Origin of the sequence: Erythrobacter fulvus, from assembly GCF_028595285.1 — a bacterium.
Lineage (GTDB): Bacteria > Pseudomonadota > Alphaproteobacteria > Sphingomonadales > Sphingomonadaceae > Erythrobacter > Erythrobacter fulvus.
Genome location: NZ_JAQQXQ010000005.1, coordinates 225,669 through 245,270 on the forward strand (window position 1 = coordinate 225,669; position 19,602 = coordinate 245,270).

Annotated in this window: 23 protein-coding genes; 13 read left to right on the forward strand and 10 right to left on the reverse strand. The window is 65.4% G+C overall.

From position 1 onward, the window contains the following. The first annotated feature begins 38 nt into the window (after nt 1-38). Nucleotides 39-932: a LysR family transcriptional regulator gene (locus OIK40_RS08400; RefSeq protein ID WP_273677745.1), complete on the forward strand. Its 894-nt coding sequence runs from the start codon at nt 39-41 to the stop codon at nt 930-932. Here OIK40_RS08400 and OIK40_RS08405 read toward each other — a convergent pair. The 4 genes from OIK40_RS08405 to OIK40_RS08420 form a co-directional block, all read right to left on the reverse strand. Next, complete coding sequence (locus OIK40_RS08405; RefSeq protein ID WP_273677747.1) at nt 929-1,561, reverse strand: glutathione S-transferase; 633 nt, start codon at nt 1,559-1,561, stop codon at nt 929-931. The two genes, OIK40_RS08400 and OIK40_RS08405, sit on opposite strands and share 4 nt — an antisense overlap. Further along, nucleotides 1,558-2,355, reverse strand: coding sequence for an oxygen-dependent tRNA uridine(34) hydroxylase TrhO (gene trhO / locus OIK40_RS08410; protein ID WP_273677887.1), 798 nt, complete (start codon nt 2,353-2,355; stop codon nt 1,558-1,560). The genes OIK40_RS08405 and trhO overlap by 4 nt, the downstream gene beginning before the upstream one ends. Then, complete coding sequence (locus OIK40_RS08415; RefSeq protein ID WP_273677748.1) at nt 2,355-3,431, reverse strand: branched-chain amino acid aminotransferase; 1,077 nt, start codon at nt 3,429-3,431, stop codon at nt 2,355-2,357. Before OIK40_RS08415 ends, trhO begins: the two co-directional genes overlap by 1 nt. Before the next feature lie 686 nt (nt 3,432-4,117). Next, a complete protein-coding gene (locus OIK40_RS08420; RefSeq protein WP_273677749.1) occupies nt 4,118-4,675 on the reverse strand; it encodes a hypothetical protein in 558 nt (185 codons plus the stop codon). 35 nt (nt 4,676-4,710) lie between these two features. Here OIK40_RS08420 and OIK40_RS08425 point away from each other — a divergent pair, with 35 nt between their 5' ends. Next, nucleotides 4,711-5,475 (forward strand): TlyA family RNA methyltransferase, encoded by a 765-nt coding sequence (locus OIK40_RS08425; RefSeq protein WP_273677889.1) that lies wholly within the window; start codon nt 4,711-4,713, stop codon nt 5,473-5,475. Between the two features lie 106 nt (nt 5,476-5,581). Here the strand turns inward: OIK40_RS08425 and OIK40_RS08430 are convergent, their stop codons facing one another. Next, entirely contained in the window at nt 5,582-5,815 is a 234-nt protein-coding gene (locus OIK40_RS08430) for a hypothetical protein (RefSeq protein WP_273677750.1), read from the reverse strand. 314 nt (nt 5,816-6,129) lie between these two features. Here OIK40_RS08430 and OIK40_RS08435 point away from each other — a divergent pair, with 314 nt between their 5' ends. The 5 genes from OIK40_RS08435 to OIK40_RS08455 are packed head-to-tail and all read left to right on the forward strand — an operon-like array spanning nt 6,130 to nt 9,758. Further along, nucleotides 6,130-6,678 carry a TspO/MBR family protein gene (locus OIK40_RS08435; protein WP_273677752.1) on the forward strand — a complete coding sequence of 183 codons (549 nt, stop codon included), beginning with the start codon at nt 6,130-6,132 and terminating at the stop codon, nt 6,676-6,678. A 48-nt stretch (nt 6,679-6,726) separates the two neighbouring features. Continuing rightward, a complete protein-coding gene (locus tag OIK40_RS08440) occupies nt 6,727-6,978 on the forward strand; it encodes an accessory factor UbiK family protein (protein ID WP_273677753.1) in 252 nt (83 codons plus the stop codon). A 16-nt stretch (nt 6,979-6,994) separates the two neighbouring features. Then, a complete protein-coding gene (recO, locus tag OIK40_RS08445; protein WP_273677755.1) occupies nt 6,995-7,594 on the forward strand; it encodes a DNA repair protein RecO in 600 nt (199 codons plus the stop codon). A 12-nt stretch (nt 7,595-7,606) separates the two neighbouring features. Further along, entirely contained in the window at nt 7,607-8,665 is a 1,059-nt protein-coding gene (gene leuB, locus OIK40_RS08450) for a 3-isopropylmalate dehydrogenase (protein ID WP_273677757.1), read from the forward strand. Nucleotides 8,666-8,669: 4 nt separating this feature from the next. Beyond that, complete coding sequence (locus OIK40_RS08455; RefSeq protein ID WP_273677759.1) at nt 8,670-9,758, forward strand: glycosyltransferase family 2 protein; 1,089 nt, start codon at nt 8,670-8,672, stop codon at nt 9,756-9,758. A gap of 4 nt (nt 9,759-9,762) precedes the next feature. Here the strand turns inward: OIK40_RS08455 and OIK40_RS08460 are convergent, their stop codons facing one another. Then, nucleotides 9,763-11,097, reverse strand: coding sequence for a phospholipid carrier-dependent glycosyltransferase (locus OIK40_RS08460; RefSeq protein ID WP_273677760.1), 1,335 nt, complete (start codon nt 11,095-11,097; stop codon nt 9,763-9,765). A 47-nt stretch (nt 11,098-11,144) separates the two neighbouring features. Further along, nucleotides 11,145-11,546, reverse strand: a complete 402-nt coding sequence (locus OIK40_RS08465; RefSeq protein ID WP_273677762.1) for a hypothetical protein — start codon at nt 11,544-11,546, stop codon at nt 11,145-11,147. Between the two features lie 103 nt (nt 11,547-11,649). Between OIK40_RS08465 and OIK40_RS08470 the strand changes: the two genes are divergently transcribed. Genes OIK40_RS08470 through OIK40_RS08480 form a run of 3 tightly spaced genes read left to right on the forward strand, consistent with a single transcriptional unit; the run spans nt 11,650 to nt 14,027 of the window. Beyond that, on the forward strand, nt 11,650-12,183 hold the full coding sequence (locus tag OIK40_RS08470) for a TetR/AcrR family transcriptional regulator (RefSeq protein ID WP_273677764.1): 534 nt from the start codon (nt 11,650-11,652) through the stop codon (nt 12,181-12,183). A 10-nt stretch (nt 12,184-12,193) separates the two neighbouring features. Continuing rightward, the gene (locus OIK40_RS08475; protein WP_273677766.1) at nt 12,194-13,411 is read left to right on the forward strand and encodes a trans-sulfuration enzyme family protein; all 1,218 of its coding nucleotides are present in this window, start codon (nt 12,194-12,196) and stop codon (nt 13,409-13,411) included. A 10-nt stretch (nt 13,412-13,421) separates the two neighbouring features. Beyond that, nucleotides 13,422-14,027, forward strand: a complete 606-nt coding sequence (locus OIK40_RS08480) for a 2-hydroxychromene-2-carboxylate isomerase (RefSeq protein ID WP_273677768.1) — start codon at nt 13,422-13,424, stop codon at nt 14,025-14,027. A 147-nt stretch (nt 14,028-14,174) separates the two neighbouring features. Here the strand turns inward: OIK40_RS08480 and OIK40_RS08485 are convergent, their stop codons facing one another. After that, a complete protein-coding gene (locus OIK40_RS08485; RefSeq protein WP_273677770.1) occupies nt 14,175-14,762 on the reverse strand; it encodes a hypothetical protein in 588 nt (195 codons plus the stop codon). A 426-nt stretch (nt 14,763-15,188) separates the two neighbouring features. On the opposite strand from OIK40_RS08485, the gene OIK40_RS08490 reads away from it, so the two are divergent. Continuing rightward, nucleotides 15,189-16,385 (forward strand): DUF418 domain-containing protein, encoded by a 1,197-nt coding sequence (locus OIK40_RS08490; RefSeq protein WP_273677772.1) that lies wholly within the window; start codon nt 15,189-15,191, stop codon nt 16,383-16,385. Here the strand turns inward: OIK40_RS08490 and OIK40_RS08495 are convergent. Continuing rightward, entirely contained in the window at nt 16,373-17,131 is a 759-nt protein-coding gene (locus tag OIK40_RS08495) for a M15 family metallopeptidase (RefSeq protein ID WP_273677774.1), read from the reverse strand. The genes OIK40_RS08490 and OIK40_RS08495 overlap by 13 nt on opposite strands. A gap of 147 nt (nt 17,132-17,278) precedes the next feature. Between OIK40_RS08495 and apaG the strand changes: the two genes are divergently transcribed. Further along, the gene (apaG, locus tag OIK40_RS08500; protein ID WP_273677775.1) at nt 17,279-17,692 is read left to right on the forward strand and encodes a Co2+/Mg2+ efflux facilitator ApaG/CorD; all 414 of its coding nucleotides are present in this window, start codon (nt 17,279-17,281) and stop codon (nt 17,690-17,692) included. Between the two features lie 39 nt (nt 17,693-17,731). Continuing rightward, nucleotides 17,732-18,520: a LysR family transcriptional regulator gene (locus OIK40_RS08505; protein ID WP_273677777.1), complete on the forward strand. Its 789-nt coding sequence runs from the start codon at nt 17,732-17,734 to the stop codon at nt 18,518-18,520. Between the two features lie 107 nt (nt 18,521-18,627). Here the strand turns inward: OIK40_RS08505 and OIK40_RS08510 are convergent, their stop codons facing one another. Continuing rightward, a complete protein-coding gene (locus OIK40_RS08510; protein WP_273677779.1) occupies nt 18,628-19,203 on the reverse strand; it encodes a hypothetical protein in 576 nt (191 codons plus the stop codon). Nucleotides 19,204-19,602: the final 399 nt, after the last annotated feature.

Here is a 19,602-nt window from a genome sequence, read left to right on the forward strand (position 1 = left end):
ACTTGCCAAGATGTTCGGATAATCCGAACATAGGTGCCATGAAACTTGGCGAACCCACCCTTGACCAGCTGCGCATCTTCATTGCCGTGGCAGAACACGGCAGCTTCGGCGGGGCGGCCAAGGCGATGGGGCGCGCGGTATCGGCCGTGTCCTACGGCATTGCGCAGATCGAGGCGCAGCTTGGCCTCAGCCTGTTCGACCGCGAAGGTTCGCGCCGCCCGGTGCTGACCGCTGCGGGCGAAGGCCTGCTGGCCGAGGCGCGCGGCATAGCCGACGGGGTGGACGCCCTGCTCGCCAAGGCGCGTTCGCTCCACGCGGGACAGGAACCGTCGCTGACGCTGGTGGTGGACGTGATGGTGCCGGGCGAAGTGACGGCGCGGGTGCTGGGCGATTTCCGCCGCATGTTCCCGACCTGCGCGCTGACCTTGCGGATCGAAGGCCTGGGCGCGGTCGCCGCCTGTGTGATCGAGGGCGGGGCGGATCTCGCCATCGGCGGGCCGGTGATCGGGGATCACCCCGCGCTGGAAAAGCAGGCCGTGGGCGAGCTCGATCTGGTGCCGGTCGCCGCACCAACCCACCCGCTGGCGCGTGCAGGCATCGCTCCGGGCGAAAGCCGCCGCCACCTGCAACTGGTGCTGACCGACCGTTCGCCGCTGACCGAGGGGCGCGAATTCTCGGTGCTGTCCCCGCTCACCTGGCGGCTGGGCGATCTTGGCGCCAAGCATTCGCTCCTCAAAGAGGGGCTAGGCTGGGGCAACATGCCGCGCGCAATGGTTGCCGACGATCTGGCGAGCGGCGCGCTGGTGGAACTCGACCTGCCCGAAAAACCCGGCGCGCATTACCGCCTTTCCGCCCTTTGGCGGCGCGACACACGGCTCGGCCCGGCAGCCAGCTGGCTGGTCGATGCGTTCCGGGAGGGATTGGGCGGTTAGGGCCCGAACAGGATCGGCGGATCGCCCGCCTTCCACGGTGCGAATTTCGGCATGACAGCGGTGAACAGATCCGATGTGACCAGCCGATCGAGCCACGCCTGCAAATGCGGCAGGGGCTGCTCGGCGAACCAGTCCGGATCGATGCCGGCAAACTGGCGGATGAAGGGAAACAGCGCGATGTCGGTGAAGGTGCGGTTCGGCTCGCACAGGAACGGCGCCGTCGTCAGCCGCGCCTCGAGCGGTTCGAGCAGCGCCAGCGCGGCGGCGCGATGGTCGGTCAGGCCGTCCTCCTCGTAGCGGCCCGGATATTTCGCGCGGTCCAGATGGTGCTTGAAGGGCCCGTCATTGGCCGCGATCAGCGCCGCATCCTCGCCCGCCAGCCAGCCTTCGGGGTCGTTCCCGCGCAGCGCCCAGCGCATGGTGTCGAGACTTTCATCGATCACGGTGCCGTCGGCCAGCACCAGCACCGGAACCGTCGCCTTGGGCGAGGCGGCGGCGAGTTCCGGCGGCTTGACGGCGAGTTGTACCTCGCGCAATTCGACCGTGACCCCCGCCACCCACAGCGCCATGCGCGCCCGCATCGCATAAGGGCAGCGGCGGAAGGTATAGAGGACGGGCGGCGCGCTCATCCCTCGCACACCGGGCAGGCCTCGCCCATGGGCAAAGGCCGCCCGCAAGGCTGGCAGCGGGTGTGCGTGCCGGGTTCAAGCCCGTGGCGCAGGCTCACGCGTTCATCGAACACGAAGCATTCGCCCTGCCAAAGGCTCTGTTCTTCAGGCACTTGTTCGAGATATTTCAGGATGCCGCCCTTGAGATGATAAACCTCTTCCACGCCTTCCGATCGCAGGAAGCTGGTTGATTTCTCGCAGCGGATGCCGCCGGTGCAGAACATCGCGACGCGCTTCTTGCCTTCCAGCAGCTCCTCACGGTGGGCGCGGAACCAGGCGGGGAAATCGCGGAAGCTTGGCGTCGCGGGGTCGAGCGCACCGGCGAAGCTGCCGATCGCGACTTCGTAATCATTGCGGGTGTCGATCACCAGCGTTTCGGGATCCGCGATCAGCGCGTTCCAGTCATGCGGATCGACATATTGGCCGACGGCAAGCGTCGGGTCGATGTCCGGCTCGCCCATGGTGACGATTTCGCGCTTCACCCGCACCTTCATGCGGCCGAAGGGCATGGCAGGCGCGTGGGAGAACTTCACGTCGAGATCGGCGCAGCCCGGCAGGGCGCGGATGGTGCCGAGCACTGCGGCCAAAGCATTGTCGGTGCCCGCGATGGTGCCGTTGATCCCCTCGCGCGCGAGCAGCAGCGTGCCATTTACGCCCGTCGCCTCGCACGCCGCCAGCAGCGGTTCGCGCAGCGCAGCGGGATCTTTGAAGGGCGTGAACTTGTAGAGCGCCGCGACTGTGACCCCGGGGGCGATCACATGCGCATCACCCAGCCATGGGTGTCTTCGATGCGGCCTGTCTGGATACCCACCAGCGTTTCGCGCAGTTTGGCGGTGGTCTGGCCGATGCCGCCCGCGCCGATGGTGAACTCGCCGTCCGGGCCCGCCACCTTGCCGACCGCCGTGACGACCGCCGCAGTGCCGCAGGCCATCACCTCGACCAGATGTCCGCTATCGGCGTCCGCGCGCCACTGATCTATCGAATAGGGGGCTTCGGAGACCTTGAGGCCCTGTTCGCTCAGCAGCGTCATCAGGCTGTCGCGCGTGATGCCGGGCAGAATCGTGCCGGTCAGCGGCGGGGTGATCACGGTGCCGTCGGCAAAGACGAAGAACAGGTTCATGCCGCCCAGTTCCTCGACCCACTTGCGCTCGACTGCGTCGAGGAACAGCACCTGGTCATGCCCCTTGGCGAAGGCCTGGCCGGTGGGCACGAGGCTGGCGGCGTAATTGCCCCCGCACTTGGCCGCGCCGGTGCCGCCGGGGGCGGCGCGGGTGTAGTCGGAAATCCAGATGCTCACCGCCTTGGCGCCCGACTTGAAGTAGTTGCCGGCGGGCGAGGCGATGACGATGAACTTGTACTGCTTGGCCGGACGCACACCGAGGAACGCCTCAGTCGCGATCATAAAGGGGCGCAGGTAGAGCGCGCCTCCTTCGACTGCGGGGTACCAGTTGCCGTCGGCCTCCAGCAACGCGCGGATTGCGCTAAGGAACAGCTCGGGCGGGAGCGCGGGCATGGCCAACCGTTCGGCCGAGGCGTTGAAGCGCGCCGCGTTGGCTTCCGGGCGAAACAGGCCGAGCGTGCCGTCAGGGTGGCGATAGGCTTTCAGACCCTCGAAGATTTCCTGCGCATAGTGCAGCACGCTTGCCGCCGGATCGAGCGCGATGGCCTCGCGTGGGCCGATGGTCGGGGTCTGCCACCCGCCCAGCGCCTCGTCATAATCGATCACCACCATGTGATCGGTGAACACGGTCCCGAAGCCCGGATCAGCGATCAGCGCTTCGCGGGTGGCATCGGGTGTGGGCGAGGGGTGGGGGAGGCGGGTGAGTTGCATGAAATGCGCCTAATCCTGCGCGGGGATTAGAGCAAGATTAGTGTTGGGGGGAGGCTCGTTGCCCTGCAACGCTTATGTCTTACGCTGGTACGGGCATAGGCCCGCAAGGGCGACCGCCCGTCTGCAGCGACGCGCCCGCAGGGCGTGTGAGCGAGGATTTCGCATCGCGGAGGCGATGCGGAACACAGAAATGAAAAGGGCGCTTCCAGCCCGTCGGTGGAAACGCCCTTTCATGGTCAGCGGCCAGGAAGTGCCGCTCACGAAGCCTCTAGAGGTAATGAATTACCGGTAGTGCCTCGCGCGGAAACTTGCCGACCTCTCTGCTGAACCATGAGACATCGGATCACCTCCTTTCGCGCTAGTGTGCCAAGACCCAGCCGTATCACCGGGGGCCGAGGACCGCGTTCGCCGCTGGCCTCGGGATGCAATGTGAATCATGCGTCGGCCCGCGACAAGACTTGAATAATACTTTTCCCACGTCATACTCATACGTCGCTGCGCAGTGCCGCAGGTTCAAGCGCCCGAGGGAAACCTCCGGGCGCTTTTCGTTTGTGCTGCCGGTTGTGGACAGGTTGTGAGCAAACCTGTGGATATTAATGTATAGAATCGGGAATCGGCCAAAGATCGTCTCGGTCGCGTAGCGACAGAGCGCCGAGGATGAACCCGCGCAAGGCGGGTTCGCAAAACTACCTGCAATCCTCGATCACCCGCGTGACCTCGGCCCAGCTCGGCAGGTAGAGGGTCGGCAGGCCCTCTACCTCGATCGCGAAGCGGCCTTTGCTGAGTGCTATCGCGTCGAGCAGCGGGTCGCGCGGGTCGATCCCGTAGACCAAAATGGTCCGCTGACTGCTCGTCCGCGCCCGGAAAGTGCGTGTCGCGGTTTCGGTTCTTACGGTGAACGGGACATTGTCCGCAGCGGAGTCATGGCGGGTGAGCTCGATTTGCGGGCCGGCAGTTGTGGCGCGGCAGGCGATGGTGAAGGCGACGGGGGCCGCGGGCGTGCCAAAATCGGCTTGTGATCCGTTGGCTGTCGCCGCGTAACGCCAGTCGCCGGGTGTCGCGGGCGCGTCCATCCAGTTGTCGCTGACAGGGGCCTGGATCACCGGCGCGGGCGCGGGTGTCGGAGTCGGGGTTGGCACCGGAGCAGGGCGTGCGACGGGCGCGGGTGCGGGCGGGGCCTTGGCCGCAGGCACACAGGCGCCAAGCACCAGTATCGAGGCGAGAAGAGGCAGGGTAGCTTTCATGCCCGCACTTTGCGCGCTAGGAGCCGTGCTTGTCCATGCCCGAAACGCCGTCCCGTCCCGCCAAAGCCAAGAAGCGCCGCGTCGACCAGCTGCTGGTCGAGCGTGGGCTGGCCGAAAGCCGCGCGCGGGCGCAGGCGCTGGTCATGGCGGGGCTGGTGTTCGCGGGCGAGGTGAAGATCGACAAGCCCGGCCACCAGATCGCCGAGGACGCGAGCCTCGACGTGCGCGGGCGGGATCATCCCTGGGTCAGCCGCGGGGGCATCAAGCTTGCCCACGCTATCGAACATTTCGGCCTCGATCCCGCAGGCGCGACCGCGATGGATATCGGATCGTCCACCGGCGGTTTCACCGACGTGCTGCTGCAAAAGAGCGCGGCGCATGTCTTTGCCGTCGATAGCGGCACCAACCAGCTGGCGTGGAAATTGCGCGAGGATCCGCGCGTGACCGTGCTCGAACAGACCTCCGCGCGAATCCTTACGCCCGCGATGATCGACCGCGTGTGCGACTGGGTGGTGTGCGATGCGAGCTTCATCAGCCTGGCCAAGGTGCTCGAACGTCCGCTTGAACTGGCGGCGCCCCAATGCCGTCTGGTCGCGCTCATCAAACCGCAATTCGAAGTGGGGCGCGAGGAAGTGGGCAAGGGCGGCGTGGTGCGTGATCCCGATTTGCACATGCGGGTCTGCGACGAGGTGCGGAGCTGGATCGAAGGGCTCGGCTGGACGGTCGAGGGGATCGTCGAAAGCCCGATTACGGGCCCGCAGGGCAATGTCGAATTCCTGATCAGCGCGCGGCGAGGCTGACGCGCGCGCCGGACAAAAGAAAAGGCCGGCAGCAACCCGTGGGCGCTGCCGGCCTTTTCTTTTGTCCGTGACCCGGCATTACGCCGGGACCGGCAATCCCGAAGGATTACTCGGCAGCCGGAGCTTCTTCAGCCGGAGCTTCTTCGGTCATGGCTTCGCCTTCGGCAGCCATTTCACCTTCGGCAGCCATCGCGTCTTCAGCCGGAGCTTCTTCGGTGGTGGCTTCTTCAGCAACAGCGGTTTCGTCGGCGGTGGTGTCGGCTTCTTCAGCAGCCGGCGAGCAAGCGACGGTGGCGACAGCGAGGCCGGCGACGGCGATCAGCGCAGAAATCTTCTTCATGATATTTCCCCTGTGGGGCCGGAAAAACCGGCTGGTGATAAACGGAAGCGCGCGGGTTTGTATCTTCCTGCCGCTACCGCGCTTCCGAATCACGGCAGGAATGTGGCAGGCCTTAGCAGAGTGCTGTGCCATGGCCCAAGCCTTTCCTGTCATTTCCTGCAAAACATGGCTCGCTTTCGCTTTGCTGCGCAGGCAGTGCCTCATTGCGGGGCAGGATTCCGCGACGGGTTTGGCGCTGGTGCACGGCTCTGTTATCGAGCGGCCAGACGGGCGGGTGTCGGAGAATCACCGGCGCCCCCGCACGGGGAGACAGAATGAACGTCCTTGCTTCCAAAGCACAATTGCGTGCGAGTTTCCTGCGCTGGGCGCTGTTCCTGGTGCCGCTGGTGCTGCTTGTGGGGTTTGCCGCGGGCAATCTTGGCGGGCCGGATACGCCGTGGTTCGCCGGACTGGAAAAGCCCGCGATCTACCCGCCGCCCATCGTCTTCGGGATCGTGTGGAGCATCCTGTTTGTCCTCATCGGGCTGTCGCTGGCACTGGTGGCGAGCGCGTGGGGCGCTAACGGACGAGGGATCGCGCTGGCTGTGTTCGCGTTGCATTTCATCGGCACGCAAGGCTGGACGGCGGTGTTTTTCGGCATGCAGGACATGACCGCCGGGCTGGCTGTGCTCGGTTACGGCGTCATCAGCCTGCTGGTCGCGCTGTTCCTGGTGTGGCGGGTGCGACGCGGCGCGGGATTGCTGCTGCTGCCCTATCTGGCGTGGCTGTGCTTTGCCAGTGTGCTCAATTACCAGTTCATCGCCGCCAATCCTGACGGCGGGGCACGCGGGGACACCGGGGCAGAGACGCGCGTGAAATTGTAGGCACCGCCGCACTGGACAAGCGCGCGGGGCCTCGCCAAATAGCATGCCATGCAAAGCCAGAACCCGATCATCGCCGACCTCGTCAAACTCGCCAACAGCGCCGCCGGGACGATGGCGGGCATGACCCGCGAAGCCCGCGAAAGCGCGCGCGAACGGCTGCGCGAAGCGATGGGCGGCATCGATTTCGTGTCCCGCGAGGAATTCGACACGGTCAAGGCGATGGCCCAGAAGGCGCGCGAACAGGCTGACGCGCTGGAAGCGAAGGTCGCCGCGCTGGAAGCCAAGCTTTCGAAGAAATAATCGTGGTGCGCAGGCGATGAACCTGCGTTCGCCGGCCGTTTTGCTGTCCAGCCGTGCCAATGGCGAGACCGGAGCGGTTGCACGCCTGCTGACCCCCGATTACGGTCTTGTCGCGGCCTATGTCGCTGGCGGGCGTGGGCGGCAGATGCGCGCGGTGATGGTGCCGGGCAACCGCGTCGCGCTTGATCTTGCGGTACGATCCGCCAGCCAGCTCCCCTTTGCCAGGCTCGAACTCGAACATTCGCGCGCCGCATTGATGACGGAACCGCTGCCTGCCGCCGCGATCCAGTGGGTCTGCGCGCTCACCGCCGCTTCGTTGCCTGAACGCTATTCCTGTCTTCCGCTTTACGAGGCGCTCGACGCGCTGCTTGCTGCGATTGCCGTGGCCCCTTCGGCGCGCGGCTGGGTAAGCGGGCTGGTCGCTTACGAGGCGATGCTGCTGGCCGAGATGGGCTATGGCGCAGCGCGGCCCGATCCGGGCGCCGATCTGCCCGCGCTGCTACAGGCGCTCGGCCAGCTTGAGGCACCGCTCGCAAACTCGCTGCTTGCAGGCAGGAAGCGCGATGTTATGGCCGCGCGAAAGCTGCTGACCGATCGGCTGGCGCGAATGGCTTGAAGGGGAAAAGGCGTGAAGATTGCAGTCCTGCCCGGTGACGGGATTGGCCCCGAGGTGACTGCCGAGGCGGTGGCGGTGCTAGAGGCTATGGCCCTGCCGGGACTCCAACTGGTGGAGGGCGACGTAGGGGGCGCGGCCTACAAGCGCCATGGCCATCCGCTGCCCGAAGCGACGCTCGAAATGGCGCGCGGGGCTGATGCGATCCTGTTCGGCGCGGTGGGCGATCCCGATTGCGACACGCTGGAGCGCCACCTGCGCCCCGAACAGGCGATCCTCGGCCTGCGTAAGCATCTGGGCCTGTTTGCCAATCTGCGCCCCGCACGGGTGTTCGCGGGGCTGGAGCACCTCTCGCCGCTGCGCGCCGATATCGCCGGCGGGCTGGACATGCTGATCGTGCGCGAATTGACCGGCGACGTGTATTTCGGTGCCAAGGGCCGCCGCGTCAGCGAGGCGGGCGAGCACGAGGGCTGGGACGCCATGAGCTATTCGGACAGCGAGGTGCGCCGCATCGCCCATGTGGGCTTCCGCGCCGCCGCAACGGGCGGGCACAAACTCACCAGCGTCGACAAGGCCAACGTGCTTGAAACCAGCCAGTTGTGGCGCGACGTGGTGATCGAGGTCGCGGCCGAATATCCCGACGTCGATCTGGAACACATGTATGTTGATAATGCCGCGATGCAGGTGGTAAGCCACCCCGACCGGTTCGGCGTGGTGCTGACCGGCAACCTGTTCGGCGACATCCTGTCCGACCTTGCCAGCGCCGCAGTCGGTTCGATCGGCTTGCTGCCGAGCGCCTCGCTGGGCGAACGCGAGACCGCCTATGGCACCTTCGGCCTCTACGAGCCGATCCACGGCAGCGCGCCCGATATTGCCGGACAGGGCAAGGCCAATCCGCTGGCGACGATCCTGTCGGCGGCGATGATGCTGCGCCATTCCTTCGGGCTGGAGAGCGAGGCGACGCGGATCGAGAACGCGGTGGCCGCAGCGCTGGCCGACGGGTTCATGGGCGGCGATCTGGGCGGCAGCCACGGCACGGCGGCCATCGGCGAGGCGGTGCGCGCGCGCCTTTAGAGCGATGCTCGACCTCGCGATCATACTGCCGACGCTGAACGAGCGCGGCAATCTTGCCCCTCTGCTTGAGCGGATTGCCACCGCGATGGGGACACAGGGCTGGGAAGTGATCATCGTCGATGACGACAGCCACGACGGGACGGCTGACGAGGCCCGCGCGCTGGCATTGGCAGACCCGCGCGTGCGGGTGATCCAGCGCATCGGGCGGCGTGGGCTTGCGAGTGCGGCGATCGAGGGGTTTTGCGCCACCGCCGCGCCCTATGTGGCGGTGATGGATGCCGACCACCAGCACGATCCCGCGCTGCTTCCCGCCATGCTTGCGGCGCTGCATTCGGGCGAGGCGGAGATCTGTGTTGCCAGCCGCTTCATGCCCGGCGCCAGCACCGCCGAATGGGCCGCGCCCGGGCGCGAGCGCCTGTCCGCCTTTGCCAACGGCCTTGCGCGGCGGCTGACGGGGGTGGAGCTGTCCGACCCGATGAGCGGCTATTTCATGCTACCCGCCGCCACCGCCCGCGCGCTGGTACCGCGCCTTTCGGGAATCGGGTTCAAGATCCTGCTCGATCTGCTGGCGACGGCGGATGCGCCCTTGCGGGTCAGGGAATTTCCGCTGTGCTTTGCCGCCCGCCGGGAGGGAGAAAGCAAGCTGGACCGTGCCGTGTTGTTCGATTTCCTCGCCGGGCTTTACGACAAGACGCTGGGCCGGGTGATCCCCACCCGTTTCGCCCTGTTCGGTACCGTCGGCGCCTTGGGGGTGATCGTCCATTTCGCGGTGCTGGCGAGCCTGCTGTTCCTGTTCGGCGAAGGCTTCGCGCTGGCGCAGAGCGCGGCGGTGCTGGTGGCGATGAGCTTCAATTTCTGGCTCAACAACTGGCTGACCTATCGCGACAAGCGGCTGAAAGGCTGGGGCGCGGTGCTGCGCGGCTGGGCAGGGTTCTGTGCGACCTGCGCGGTCGGGGCCTTCGCCAATGTGGCGGTGGCGACCTTCCTAGAAGGCAAGGGCGTGTTCTGGGCGCTCGCGGCGTTGACGGGGATCCTGCTCGGCTCGGTCTGGAACTACGCCCTGTCGAGCCGCTTCGTGTGGGGGAGGTTTTAGGCGTCTATCTCCATCCCGTCAGCCATGTCCACTTGGCAAAGCTGTCCGCGCTTTCGAGCGGCGCAGCGGCGAGGATCGGGTAGAACAGCACGAACAGCCCCACCGACGCGGCGAGCGTGCCCCAGGCGAGCCACCCGCCCCAGTGGCTGCGCCTGAGATCCGACAAGGCCAGTGCCAGCGCCGCCAGCAGGAACAGGCTTGGCACGAAATAGTGATAATAGAACTGCACCGGCTTGGGCGCGATCAGCCACAGGCCGAGCGCCGCGCCATAGCCGATTGCCGCGCCGAGCTTTGCCCAATCGCCGCGCCACGCGCCCGTTACCAGGCACCACGCCAGCGCGGGCAGGCCCAGCAGCATCGTCAGCGGATTGCCGATCAGCAGCACCCCGCGCTGCGCCCCGTCTACCGCCTCGTACAGATACCAGATCCCGCGCGTGTTCAGCACCCATTGCTGCCACGTGCTCTGATAGGTGTGGGGCGTGAGAACCTGCTGCTGCAGGCTCAGGATTTCGGTGTGGAAGCCGATCAGCCCCGCTTCCGCGAGCGGCGAGGGGCGCAGGTACCCGCCCAGCCAGTACCCCGGCACGAAAGTGAGCGCATAGATCGCCAGCGGCACGATCCCGAGCCATAGGAAGGCCTCCACCAGCGTGATCCCCGGCACAGGCGCGCCCCGGCGCGACAGGAACAGCCGCCGCCGTCCGGCTGAAAGGCGCGCGCCGAAAAAGGCAAGGCCGGGCAGCATGGCGAGCGGAATCGCATTCCACTTCGCCCCCATTGCCAGCCCCAGCGCAATGCCCGTCAGCGCAAGGCGGCGGCGCCCCGTTTCGGGCTGTGCGCAAGCCCCCGCAAATTGCCACGCGGCAACCGCGAGCGATGCGGCCATGAAGATGTCGAGCATCGCGATGCGCGACTGGATGAACAGGTGAAAGCCGGTGGCCAGCAGCACCCCGAAAGCGATGCTGGCAAAGCGGTCCGCGCTCGCGTGCCACAGCGCGCGCATGGCAGCGAACAGGGTCAGCGTGCCTGCCAGCGACGGCATGATCCGCCAGCCGAGCGGATTGTCGCCCAGCAGCGCCATGCCCAACGCGATCATCTCCTTGCCCAGCAGCGGGTGTTCGCGGTTGAGATAGGCGCCTTGTCCGGTTTCCCACAGCGACAGCAACTCGCGCGCTGCGGGCAGATAATGGACTTCGTCGAAATAGGGGGTCGAAGGGATCGCCAGCCGCCAGCCCGCGAGCAGCGCATAGAGGCCCGTCAACAGCAGGCACCAGCCGAGCGGATCGCGCGGGTGGAGCGGCGGGGTGCCCTCGATCGGAAAGGAAGCGCGTGCCTCGGCCATGGCGGTTCAAGCGCTTAGGCAGGCGCGCGCCCTCGGGCAAGTGCGGATCAGGCTTTTGCGCCCGCCCGTTCGAGCCAGAACAGCCGCGCGCACATCGCCAGCAAACCGATGCTCGCTGTGGCGAGGATCAGCACGGTCCACAGCGGCAAATTCATGCCCGCGGCCCGCGCGCGCGGCGCAATCAGGAAGAAGGCAATGCCGAGCGAAAACAGCAAATCCCACCACACCTGCACGCCCCACAGGTTGCTGGTATGATTGAGCACCACCGGAAACACGCCCTCGACCGCGATGGTGATCGCGCTGAAAGCGGCAAACCCCGCCGATAGCGCCGCCGCGAGCACGGCATTGCCCGGTGCTTCGGGCCGCAGCAAGGTGGTGATGATTGCCACCACACCGATGGCGAGCCCGCCGCCAGCGAGCGCGATGAAGGGCGTGATTTCTGTAGGCATGGTGCTGGTCTCCGCGTATATGTAGCGACTGCTACACGCGCTTGTAGCCTCTCGTAGCGATTGCTACAACCCCGCCATGCCCGCGCCCGCACGAAAGCCGCCGATGTCCAAGGAAAGCCTGTTGCCGCTGCTGGCGCGGCACGTGCTGGCGCACGGGTTCGGGCAGGCAAGCCTGCGCCCGCTGGCAAAGGCGGCGGGCACATCCGACCGGATGCTGCTCTACCATTTCGGCAGCAAGGAGGCGCTGATTGCCGATCTGCTGGCCTATCTTGCCGCGCTCTATGCCGCGGGACTTGAGACGGCGCTGGGCGATGACAGGCCTTCCACCCGCGCCGACGTGTTGGCGCGGATCATCGATCAGAACCGCGATCCGGCGATGCAGCCCTTCATGGCGCTGTGGTGGGAAATCGTTGCCGGGGCGGCGCGCGGGACTCCCGGCTTTGCTGCGGCGGCGCAGGCGATGATGGGCGAGCTGCTCGGCTGGCTTGAGGGGCAGATGCCCGAAGGCGATGCCGACCCGGCGGGCGGTGCGCGCTATCTGCTCACCGTGATCGAGGGCGCGATGATGCTGTCGGCGATCGGGCATGCCGACACGGCCCGCGAAGGCCTGCTTGCGGGCGGCCTCGCGCCGTCCTAAGCAGCGCGCCATGAAGAAGACCACCGGAATGGACCGCGCCGCCACCGCCAACTGGCGTCCCGCCACCCGCGCGCTGCGCGGCGGCACTTGGCGATCCGAACACGGCGAGACCAGCGAGGCGCTGTTCCTCACCTCGGGCTACACCTACGACGACGCGCAAACCGTCGCCGACCGCTTTGCGGGCGAGGCCGAGGGCATGACCTATTCGCGCCTCCAGAACCCCACCGTCGCCATGCTGGAAGAACGCATCGCGCTGATGGAGGGGGCGGAGGCCTGCCGCACCCAGGCGAGCGGGATGGCGGCGATGACCGCGGCGCTGTTGTGCCAGCTTTCGGCGGGGGACCACGTGGTTGCCGCGCGCGCCGCCTTCGGTTCTTGCCGCTGGCTGGTCGACAACCTGCTGCCCAAGTTCGGCATCGAAACCACGGTGATCGACAGCGCCGAAAATGCCGCATGGGACGCCGCGATCCGGCCCAATACCAAGGTTTTCTTCTTCGAAACGCCGGCCAACCCGACGCTCGACATCGTCGATCTGGCTTACGTCTGCGGCCTTGCCAGGGCGCATGGTATTACAACTGTGGTCGACAACGCCTTTGCCTCGCCGGTGTTGCAGCGCCCGATGGACTTTGGCGCTGATGTGGTGGCCTATTCCGCGACCAAGCTGATGGACGGGCAGGGCAGGGTGCTTGCGGGCGCGATCTGCGCGTCGAAGCAGTGGATCGACGAGGTGCTGATGCCGTTCCAGCGCAATACCGGCCCGACGCTTTCCGCCTTCAACGCCTGGGTGGTGCTGAAGGGGCTGGAAACCCTGCCCTTCCGCGCGCGCCTGCAGAGCGAGAACGCCGTGGCGCTCGGTCATTTCCTCGAACCGCGCATTGTCGCGGCGGGCGGGCATCTGCGGCACCCCGGCCTGCCGAGCCATCCGCGCCACGATCTCGCGATCAAGCAGATGGATGCTACGGGTCCGATCTTCGCGCTCGACGTCGGCAGCCGCGCGCGCGCCTTCGCCATTCTGGACGCGCTCGAACTGATCGATATTTCCAACAATATCGGCGACGCGCGCAGCCTGATGTGCCACCCGGCCTCGACCACCCATGCCGGCCTGACCGACGAGGCGCGCGCTGCAATGGGCGTGACCGAGGGATTGCTGCGCATCAATGTGGGCCTTGAGGATATCGCCGACCTGACCGAGGACATGGACCGCGCGCTTGCCGCTGCGGGGATCTGAGGGACGATACATGACCAAGCGCGTTGAACTCGTCTTCGATTTCGTCTCGCCCAATGCCTACATGGTGTGGGGCCCGCTCAAGGAAATCGCCGCGCGTCGCGGGGCAGAACTGGCGGTGATCCCCGTCTTCCTTGCCGGCATGCACCGCATCACCGGCAATGCCCCGCCGATGATCCGCGATGCCGAGGTCAAGGGCAAGAACGCCTATGCCCAGCTGGAGATGGATCGCTACATCGCAAAGCACGGGCTGACGAAGTACCGGCTGCACCCGCAATTTCCGTTCAATTCCATCACCTTGCAGCGAATGTTGCAGGCCGCCTGCAACGACGGGCGCGGGGTCGAATTCGTCGAGGCGCTGCTTGCGCCGATCTGGGAAGAGGGGCTGGATATTGCCTCTCCGCAAGCCATCGGTTCGGTGCTGGCGGCAGCCGGTTTCGATGCTGCCGAACTGTTTGCCCGCGCACAGAGCGATGACGTGAAACAGGCGCTCGCCGCCAACACCGATGCCGTGGTCGAACGCGGCGCCTTCGGCATTCCGACGATGTGGGTCGGGAACGAAATGTTTTTCGGCAAAGAGCGGCTGGGGCAAGTCGAGGAAGAGTTGGCGAAGGATTGAGGGGGCCGGTCAGACGGCAGCTTTCAGGAGACCCACGCAGCCTCGTGAATGACCGGAAGTGGGTGGGAAGCGGACCCAACGAAAAAGGCGAGGGCATACTTGGCCTCGCCCTTCCCACGGCTTCTCAGCTATTTAACCAAATATCCGTCAGTGACACTTCGGATGTGTGTGAATATCGCTCGCGTCAAGTGCCGTCCCGCCAGCCATCGTCAGCTGTGCGCAAATGCCGGAACCGCGATTGAAGAAGATACCATACTGGGTCGAACCCGACTCAAACGAGTCAACGTTGGTGAAGCCGCGTTCCGACATAGCATCTATGGCAGCGATTGAATTCATGCCCTTGATGCCAGCAAGGCCGCTTGCGTGGCCTGGTGCATGCGCCGCAGGCGCACTGTGTCCGCACTGGACGCTCGGCACACTGTTAATCGCTGCCACACGCCCTTGCGAAACGGAAATTGCGACGCAAACATGTTTATCACCGTTCCACCAATATTGTGCGCCCTTAGCGTGGGAGAAGGTGTAACCGTGTTTGCCCATCTCAGCGTCGATATAAGCGCCCTTCATCCCGATCAGACTGACCAGATCGCTAGGCGTATGCGCTATCGCTGCACTCCAAAAAAACCAATTGATGCAGCCGCTACAAGCGCGAGAGTTTTTGACTTCTTCATCGATGCGTTCCTTTGCTGGCCCCGAGTCGCATGAGCGCTCTGATTGTTGATAGTGCGTAGGGCTCACAGATTTTACAAGTTAGCCTGCGGCTAAGTCACTCTATCAAGGCCGCGCTTGCTCCCAAATGCTCGCCTTTCTTCTGAAGACCACTTAGGGGGCGCTTGCTGAATGTCCGCTTTTGGCGCGGGTGGAGCGAGAGCTGCCCGTGCGCTTTCAGGACTGCGCAACAACTCGGCTTACAACCGGAACTTGGTGGTTAGCGGGCGGTCTGATTTTGCGCTTCAATGCCTTGAAAGCTCGCGGAGTTTTGTCACGGTTTTTGATCGCTGCTGTGGACCCAGTTACGGAGACTGTGAAACGGCCATGTGCAGCACCTTTCATGTAATGAGAGCCGAAATCGATATCGGTTTGTCCCGGGTGCCGCATTGACAATCAAAAATAGGCAGTGCCTATTCTCCCCGGGGCACGCCGAAAATCCAAGGGGGGAATTCGATGAACGGCACAAGTAGTGCGCAGGTTCGGCCTGAAAGAATTGAATATGTCGACGCCCTCCGGGGCTTCGCTTTGTTCGGCCTTCTCATGGTGCATTCGGCTGAAGCATTTGGCGTTGGACTATCGCGATCGACCGACGATACGTGGGGGCAGGCGATTTTCTTCCTCTTCGGCAGCAAGGCATTCGCGATATTCGCGCTGCTTTTCGGGTTCAGTTTCGCAACAATCATGGCCAACCAGCGCGGACGCGGTGTCGATTTCACGGCCCGTTTCGCCTGGCGACTATTGCTCCTTATGGGGATCGGATTTGTCCACTCGCTGCTGTATTCCCCCGAGATTTTGCGCTTGCTCGCGTTTCTGGGGCTTCTGCTCATCCCGCTGGACAGAGTTCGCAGCAATTATGCGCTGATGGCAATTGCGGGCCTGTTTTTCCTTCAGATACCGCTGCTCATCCAGTGGCTTTTGGCGCAATCGGGCAATGCCTTTGCCGCGTCAGAGCCCTATTTTGCTCGCTCCGGTCTTTGGGATGTCTTCAGGAACGGCAGCCTGGGAGAACTCATCGAGGCCAATCTCATCGAGGGTAACCTCGTCAAGTGGTCGATAAACTGGTCGTTTGGCAGGGTAAGCGAGATTGCCGGACTTTTTGCCGTTGGCGTTGTCATTCAGCGGACAGGTTTCTTCGCCCGCATTGCGAAAGATCGCGGGATTGCCTTGGCACTGTTGCTCATTGGCGGCACCATCTTCGCGATCCTCGAATTCCTCGTAAAGCCGATGGTGCCCGGATCAGGATCAGGCTCAGAGTTTGCGATCGGACCCTTTACCGAGCGGGCAATTCTGTTCCAGTGGATAGGAATAAGCGCAATCGCAGCGCAAATCGGGCTTCTGGCGCTCTTGTGGAATTCGCCAGCGCAACGGCTCGTTGGCCTGTTCCGGGGTCCCGGCCGCATGACTCTGACGCTTTATGTCGCGCATTCATTTGTCGCCGTTCCCATCTTGTATCAATTCGGTCTGGGAATGGCCGAGGTGTGGGATACGCAAACGAGAATCCTGCTCGCAATCGCCTTTTTCGGAATGCAGATCCTGTTCGCACATTGGTGGTATGCTCGATACCGCTATGGGCCGCTGGAATGGACCTGGCGCGCGGCAACCCTGAACGACTGGAAAGTGCCGCTGCGCAAGAATGTTCAGCCAGCTTGAAAAGGCAATCTGCGGAGACCGGAAGTTTCCGCCGTCACGTCCTCCAGCGGCACATCCATGATAGGGTAGCGCCGCCATTCGGCCCAGTCGTAATGCCACCACTCGTTCGCGAGCGGCACGAAGCCCTCGGCCACCATCCAGCCCTCGAGCAGCCGGCTCAGCCTCAAAGCCTCGGCGGGTGTGGCGGTATTGCTGCGATAGGCGGCCGGGGTGAAGTCGTCATAGGGGCTGGGCATGGTGACCTCGACGCCGTTCCGGTGGAGCGAAAGGTCGATCGAACAGCCGCGGTTATGGCGCGATCCGGCGCGCGGATCGGCGACGAATTCGCGTTTTTCGGGCGGGGTTTCGTCCCACATCATCCGCGTGATGCGCCAGGGACGATAGGCGTCGAAGATCAGCAGGCCGTAGCCCGCCGTCTCCGCGCGGGTCTGCACGCGGGACAGCGCCTCTGCCACCGGCCGCTGTGCCACCGCGCGCGGGAGCGGATAGAGCACCCGGCCCATGAAATTGGCAGGGCTCGCATAACGGATGTCGAACCGCAGGCGCGGATCGAACCGGGCGAGATCGACCAGATCGGGCGTGGCGGTGGCCGCCGGATCGACCGGCATGGCAAGGCCCGTTCCCCCGCGCGCCGCGCAGCCACCCAGCGCCCCGGCCAGCACGCCAGCACCGATTCTCCCCAAAGCCGTGCGGCGGGTGATGGGCAGGGGCAGGGGCAGGGGCGGTTGCAGCCGATCGTCGATCATCCGCGTATCTCTCCTTGTGGCCAGCGCACCTTATGTCGCGCCCGGCCCTTGCAGGCGAGCAAATCTCGCCTCGTGCGGGATACAGGATGGATTAAGCGCGTTGCCCCTCTTGTGACCCTGCGCAGAATCGCTAACTTGAGGCCCGACATGAAAGAGCTCTTCCAGCACGCCGCCACCACCGACGGGGTCACTGTCCGGGTCGCCGTCAACTACCTGCCGGAGCAATCGCATCCGGAGGCGGGCAAGTGGTTCTGGGTCTATCACATCCGCATCGAGAACGGCTCGCACGAGCCGCTGCGCCTGCGCACGCGCCACTGGCGCATCACCGACGGGCGCGGGATGGTGAACCACGTGGATGGCGAGGGCGTGGTGGGCGAACAGCCGCTGCTCCAGCCGGGGCAGAGCCACGACTATGTCTCGGGCTGCCCGTTGACGACCCCGTTCGGATCGATGGAGGGGTTCTACACCTTCCAGCGCGCCGACGGATCGCCGTTCGAGGTGCGCATCCCCTTCTTCCCGCTCTCCGCGCCCGAGACCGCCGAGGGCCGCGAGCAGCGCTGAGCCTTGCTCTAAGCCCTTGCCGCGCCTAATTCACGCGGCGTGAAGCGTACCCATCTCCCCCTGAATGCCCTGCGCGTGTTCGACGCGGCGGCCCGTCACCTGTCGTTCACCCGCGCGGCGGACGAGCTGGCCGTCACCCCCGCCGCCGTCGGCCAGCAGATCCGCGCGCTGGAGGACGTGCTCGGCGTCGTCCTGTTCCGCCGCACCTCCAAGGGGCTGGAACTCACCCCCGAAGGCGAGGCGGGGCTTGATCCCTTGCGCGAAGGATTCCTCAGGTTCGAGGAAAGCGTCGATGCGATGCAGGCGGGGCAGGCGTCGGACCGCTACACCATCGCCACCCCCCGCGAATTCTATGCCGAATGGCTCGCCCCGCGTCTGGCGAAGTTCCAGGCTGGAACCCCCGGCATCCAGTATATCCTCGCCCCCGACGAACATGCCGACTTTACCGAGGCGAACCTCGACCTCGCGATCCGGCTGGTCGACGGGCCGGGCGAGCTTCAGGGCGTGCAACTCGCCCCCGCCATGCGCGTCACCGTCGCCGCGCCGGAGCACCGCGACGCCTGGATCGAATGGCCGGGCATGCCCCTGCCGCAAGGCGTGAACCCCTGCATCAGGGCCGGCAGCCCCGGACAGGCGCTCGCCTCGGCGCTGGCGGGGATGGGCCGCACCACTCTGCCGCTGGCCCTGGCCGAGGGCGCGGTGGCGCGCGGCCAGCTCACCATGCTCGAAGGCCCGGAGCCCGCCCAGCGCGCCTACTGGCTGCTCGCCCCCGCACCGCAATGGCGCAGCAAGAAGGTGCGCAGTCTTGTTGGTTTCCTCAGTTCCTGAGGAGCGCACCCGCCTCCGCGGGCGCGCTTTCCTCGCTCACACGGCTTTTTTGTTGGCCTATCGCTTCGCTACTTGAGGCCTGAAGGCCGCGTCGCTGCGCGACCGGGTCAGCGCGTTTCGGTGAGGGTGTTTTCCTCTTCGTCGTCGTCGGGGTAGCCCAATTCCCGCAGCACCTGATCGCGGACATATTCGTAGAGCCAGTGGCCGGGCTTCACGTAGCGCGCATCGACATATTGCGCGTGGCGGTGGCGGATCACGAAGGCGAGCATCGAGTTGGCGCGCGGGTTGGATAGCCCCTCGGCCAGCGCCCGCTCGATCGCGCAATCCTCCAGCCGCATCACCCCCCAGCCGAGCGCCTCGTCCCACGCGGCGGCAAAGCCCTCCGCCCCCGGTTTCGCCCGCAGCTTGTAGAGCGCCTCGAGGCTGCGCCCGATATGCACGGCGGCCGCCTTGACGATCCCCGTCTCGGCCAGCCGCGCCACGAAAGCGCGCTGGAGATCGGGCGTGATCGAATTGCGGCGCGGCTGCTTGTGGAGATAGGGCCGGAAGGCGAGCAGCATATCCTCCTCCGCCACCACCGCCGGTTCGAACTCCCACGCGACCTCGGACGTCGCCTGCCGCGCAATCTTGCGCTTGTTGCGCTTGGGCGGGGCGGGGGAGTCGTCGGCGGAGGGCGCGGGCATGGGAGAGGGGTGGCAGAGGGCGGGGGAGTAGGAAAATGGAAAGGCCCCACCCCCGACCCCTCCCGCAGGCGGGAGGGGAGTTCCAGCGCTACCAGTCCCCCTCCCGCTTGCGGGAGGGGCTAGGGGTGGGCGGGGAGCCACCAATGCCCGCGTGTAGCACCGCCCTGCCGGTGGCGAGCGACCAGCCACGCCGAGCGGCCCCCGGTTGCGTGGGACAAAGGACAGAGCAGGGCGCGCCGGTCCTTGGCATGTCCACAGAAGGTGACTCGGAGAGCTAGAGGACATCAGAACAAGGAGTCCTAGCACAGCTATTTCAAAGTAGCACAAATGCTGCGCCACTCGGAGCGAATGCTCTCCAAGATTACCGTAAGCTGATCCGAATTGACAATCTATTAAATT

What these genes read in the sequence shown, in the direction of transcription:
- OIK40_RS08475 (WP_273677766.1), top strand. Translation starts at nt 12,194, where the DNA reads ATGAAGAAGACCACCGGAATGGACCGCGCCGCCACCGCCAACTGGCGT.
- OIK40_RS08465 (WP_273677762.1), bottom strand. Translation starts at nt 11,546, where the DNA reads ATGCCTACAGAAATCACGCCCTTCATCGCGCTCGCTGGCGGCGGGCTC.
- OIK40_RS08400 (WP_273677745.1), top strand. Translation starts at nt 39, where the DNA reads ATGAAACTTGGCGAACCCACCCTTGACCAGCTGCGCATCTTCATTGCC.
- OIK40_RS08440 (WP_273677753.1), top strand. Translation starts at nt 6,727, where the DNA reads ATGCAAAGCCAGAACCCGATCATCGCCGACCTCGTCAAACTCGCCAAC.
- apaG (WP_273677775.1), top strand. Translation starts at nt 17,279, where the DNA reads ATGAAAGAGCTCTTCCAGCACGCCGCCACCACCGACGGGGTCACTGTC.
- OIK40_RS08455 (WP_273677759.1), top strand. Translation starts at nt 8,670, where the DNA reads ATGCTCGACCTCGCGATCATACTGCCGACGCTGAACGAGCGCGGCAAT.
- OIK40_RS08470 (WP_273677764.1), top strand. Translation starts at nt 11,650, where the DNA reads ATGTCCAAGGAAAGCCTGTTGCCGCTGCTGGCGCGGCACGTGCTGGCG.
- OIK40_RS08460 (WP_273677760.1), bottom strand. Translation starts at nt 11,097, where the DNA reads ATGGCCGAGGCACGCGCTTCCTTTCCGATCGAGGGCACCCCGCCGCTC.
- recO (WP_273677755.1), top strand. Translation starts at nt 6,995, where the DNA reads ATGAACCTGCGTTCGCCGGCCGTTTTGCTGTCCAGCCGTGCCAATGGC.
- OIK40_RS08420 (WP_273677749.1), bottom strand. Translation starts at nt 4,675, where the DNA reads ATGAAAGCTACCCTGCCTCTTCTCGCCTCGATACTGGTGCTTGGCGCC.
- OIK40_RS08430 (WP_273677750.1), bottom strand. Translation starts at nt 5,815, where the DNA reads ATGAAGAAGATTTCTGCGCTGATCGCCGTCGCCGGCCTCGCTGTCGCC.
- OIK40_RS08425 (WP_273677889.1), top strand. Translation starts at nt 4,711, where the DNA reads ATGCCCGAAACGCCGTCCCGTCCCGCCAAAGCCAAGAAGCGCCGCGTC.
- OIK40_RS08435 (WP_273677752.1), top strand. Translation starts at nt 6,130, where the DNA reads ATGAACGTCCTTGCTTCCAAAGCACAATTGCGTGCGAGTTTCCTGCGC.
- OIK40_RS08490 (WP_273677772.1), top strand. Translation starts at nt 15,189, where the DNA reads ATGAACGGCACAAGTAGTGCGCAGGTTCGGCCTGAAAGAATTGAATAT.
- OIK40_RS08415 (WP_273677748.1), bottom strand. Translation starts at nt 3,431, where the DNA reads ATGCAACTCACCCGCCTCCCCCACCCCTCGCCCACACCCGATGCCACC.
- OIK40_RS08510 (WP_273677779.1), bottom strand. Translation starts at nt 19,203, where the DNA reads ATGCCCGCGCCCTCCGCCGACGACTCCCCCGCCCCGCCCAAGCGCAAC.
- OIK40_RS08495 (WP_273677774.1), bottom strand. Translation starts at nt 17,131, where the DNA reads ATGATCGACGATCGGCTGCAACCGCCCCTGCCCCTGCCCCTGCCCATC.
- OIK40_RS08405 (WP_273677747.1), bottom strand. Translation starts at nt 1,561, where the DNA reads ATGAGCGCGCCGCCCGTCCTCTATACCTTCCGCCGCTGCCCTTATGCG.
- OIK40_RS08480 (WP_273677768.1), top strand. Translation starts at nt 13,422, where the DNA reads ATGACCAAGCGCGTTGAACTCGTCTTCGATTTCGTCTCGCCCAATGCC.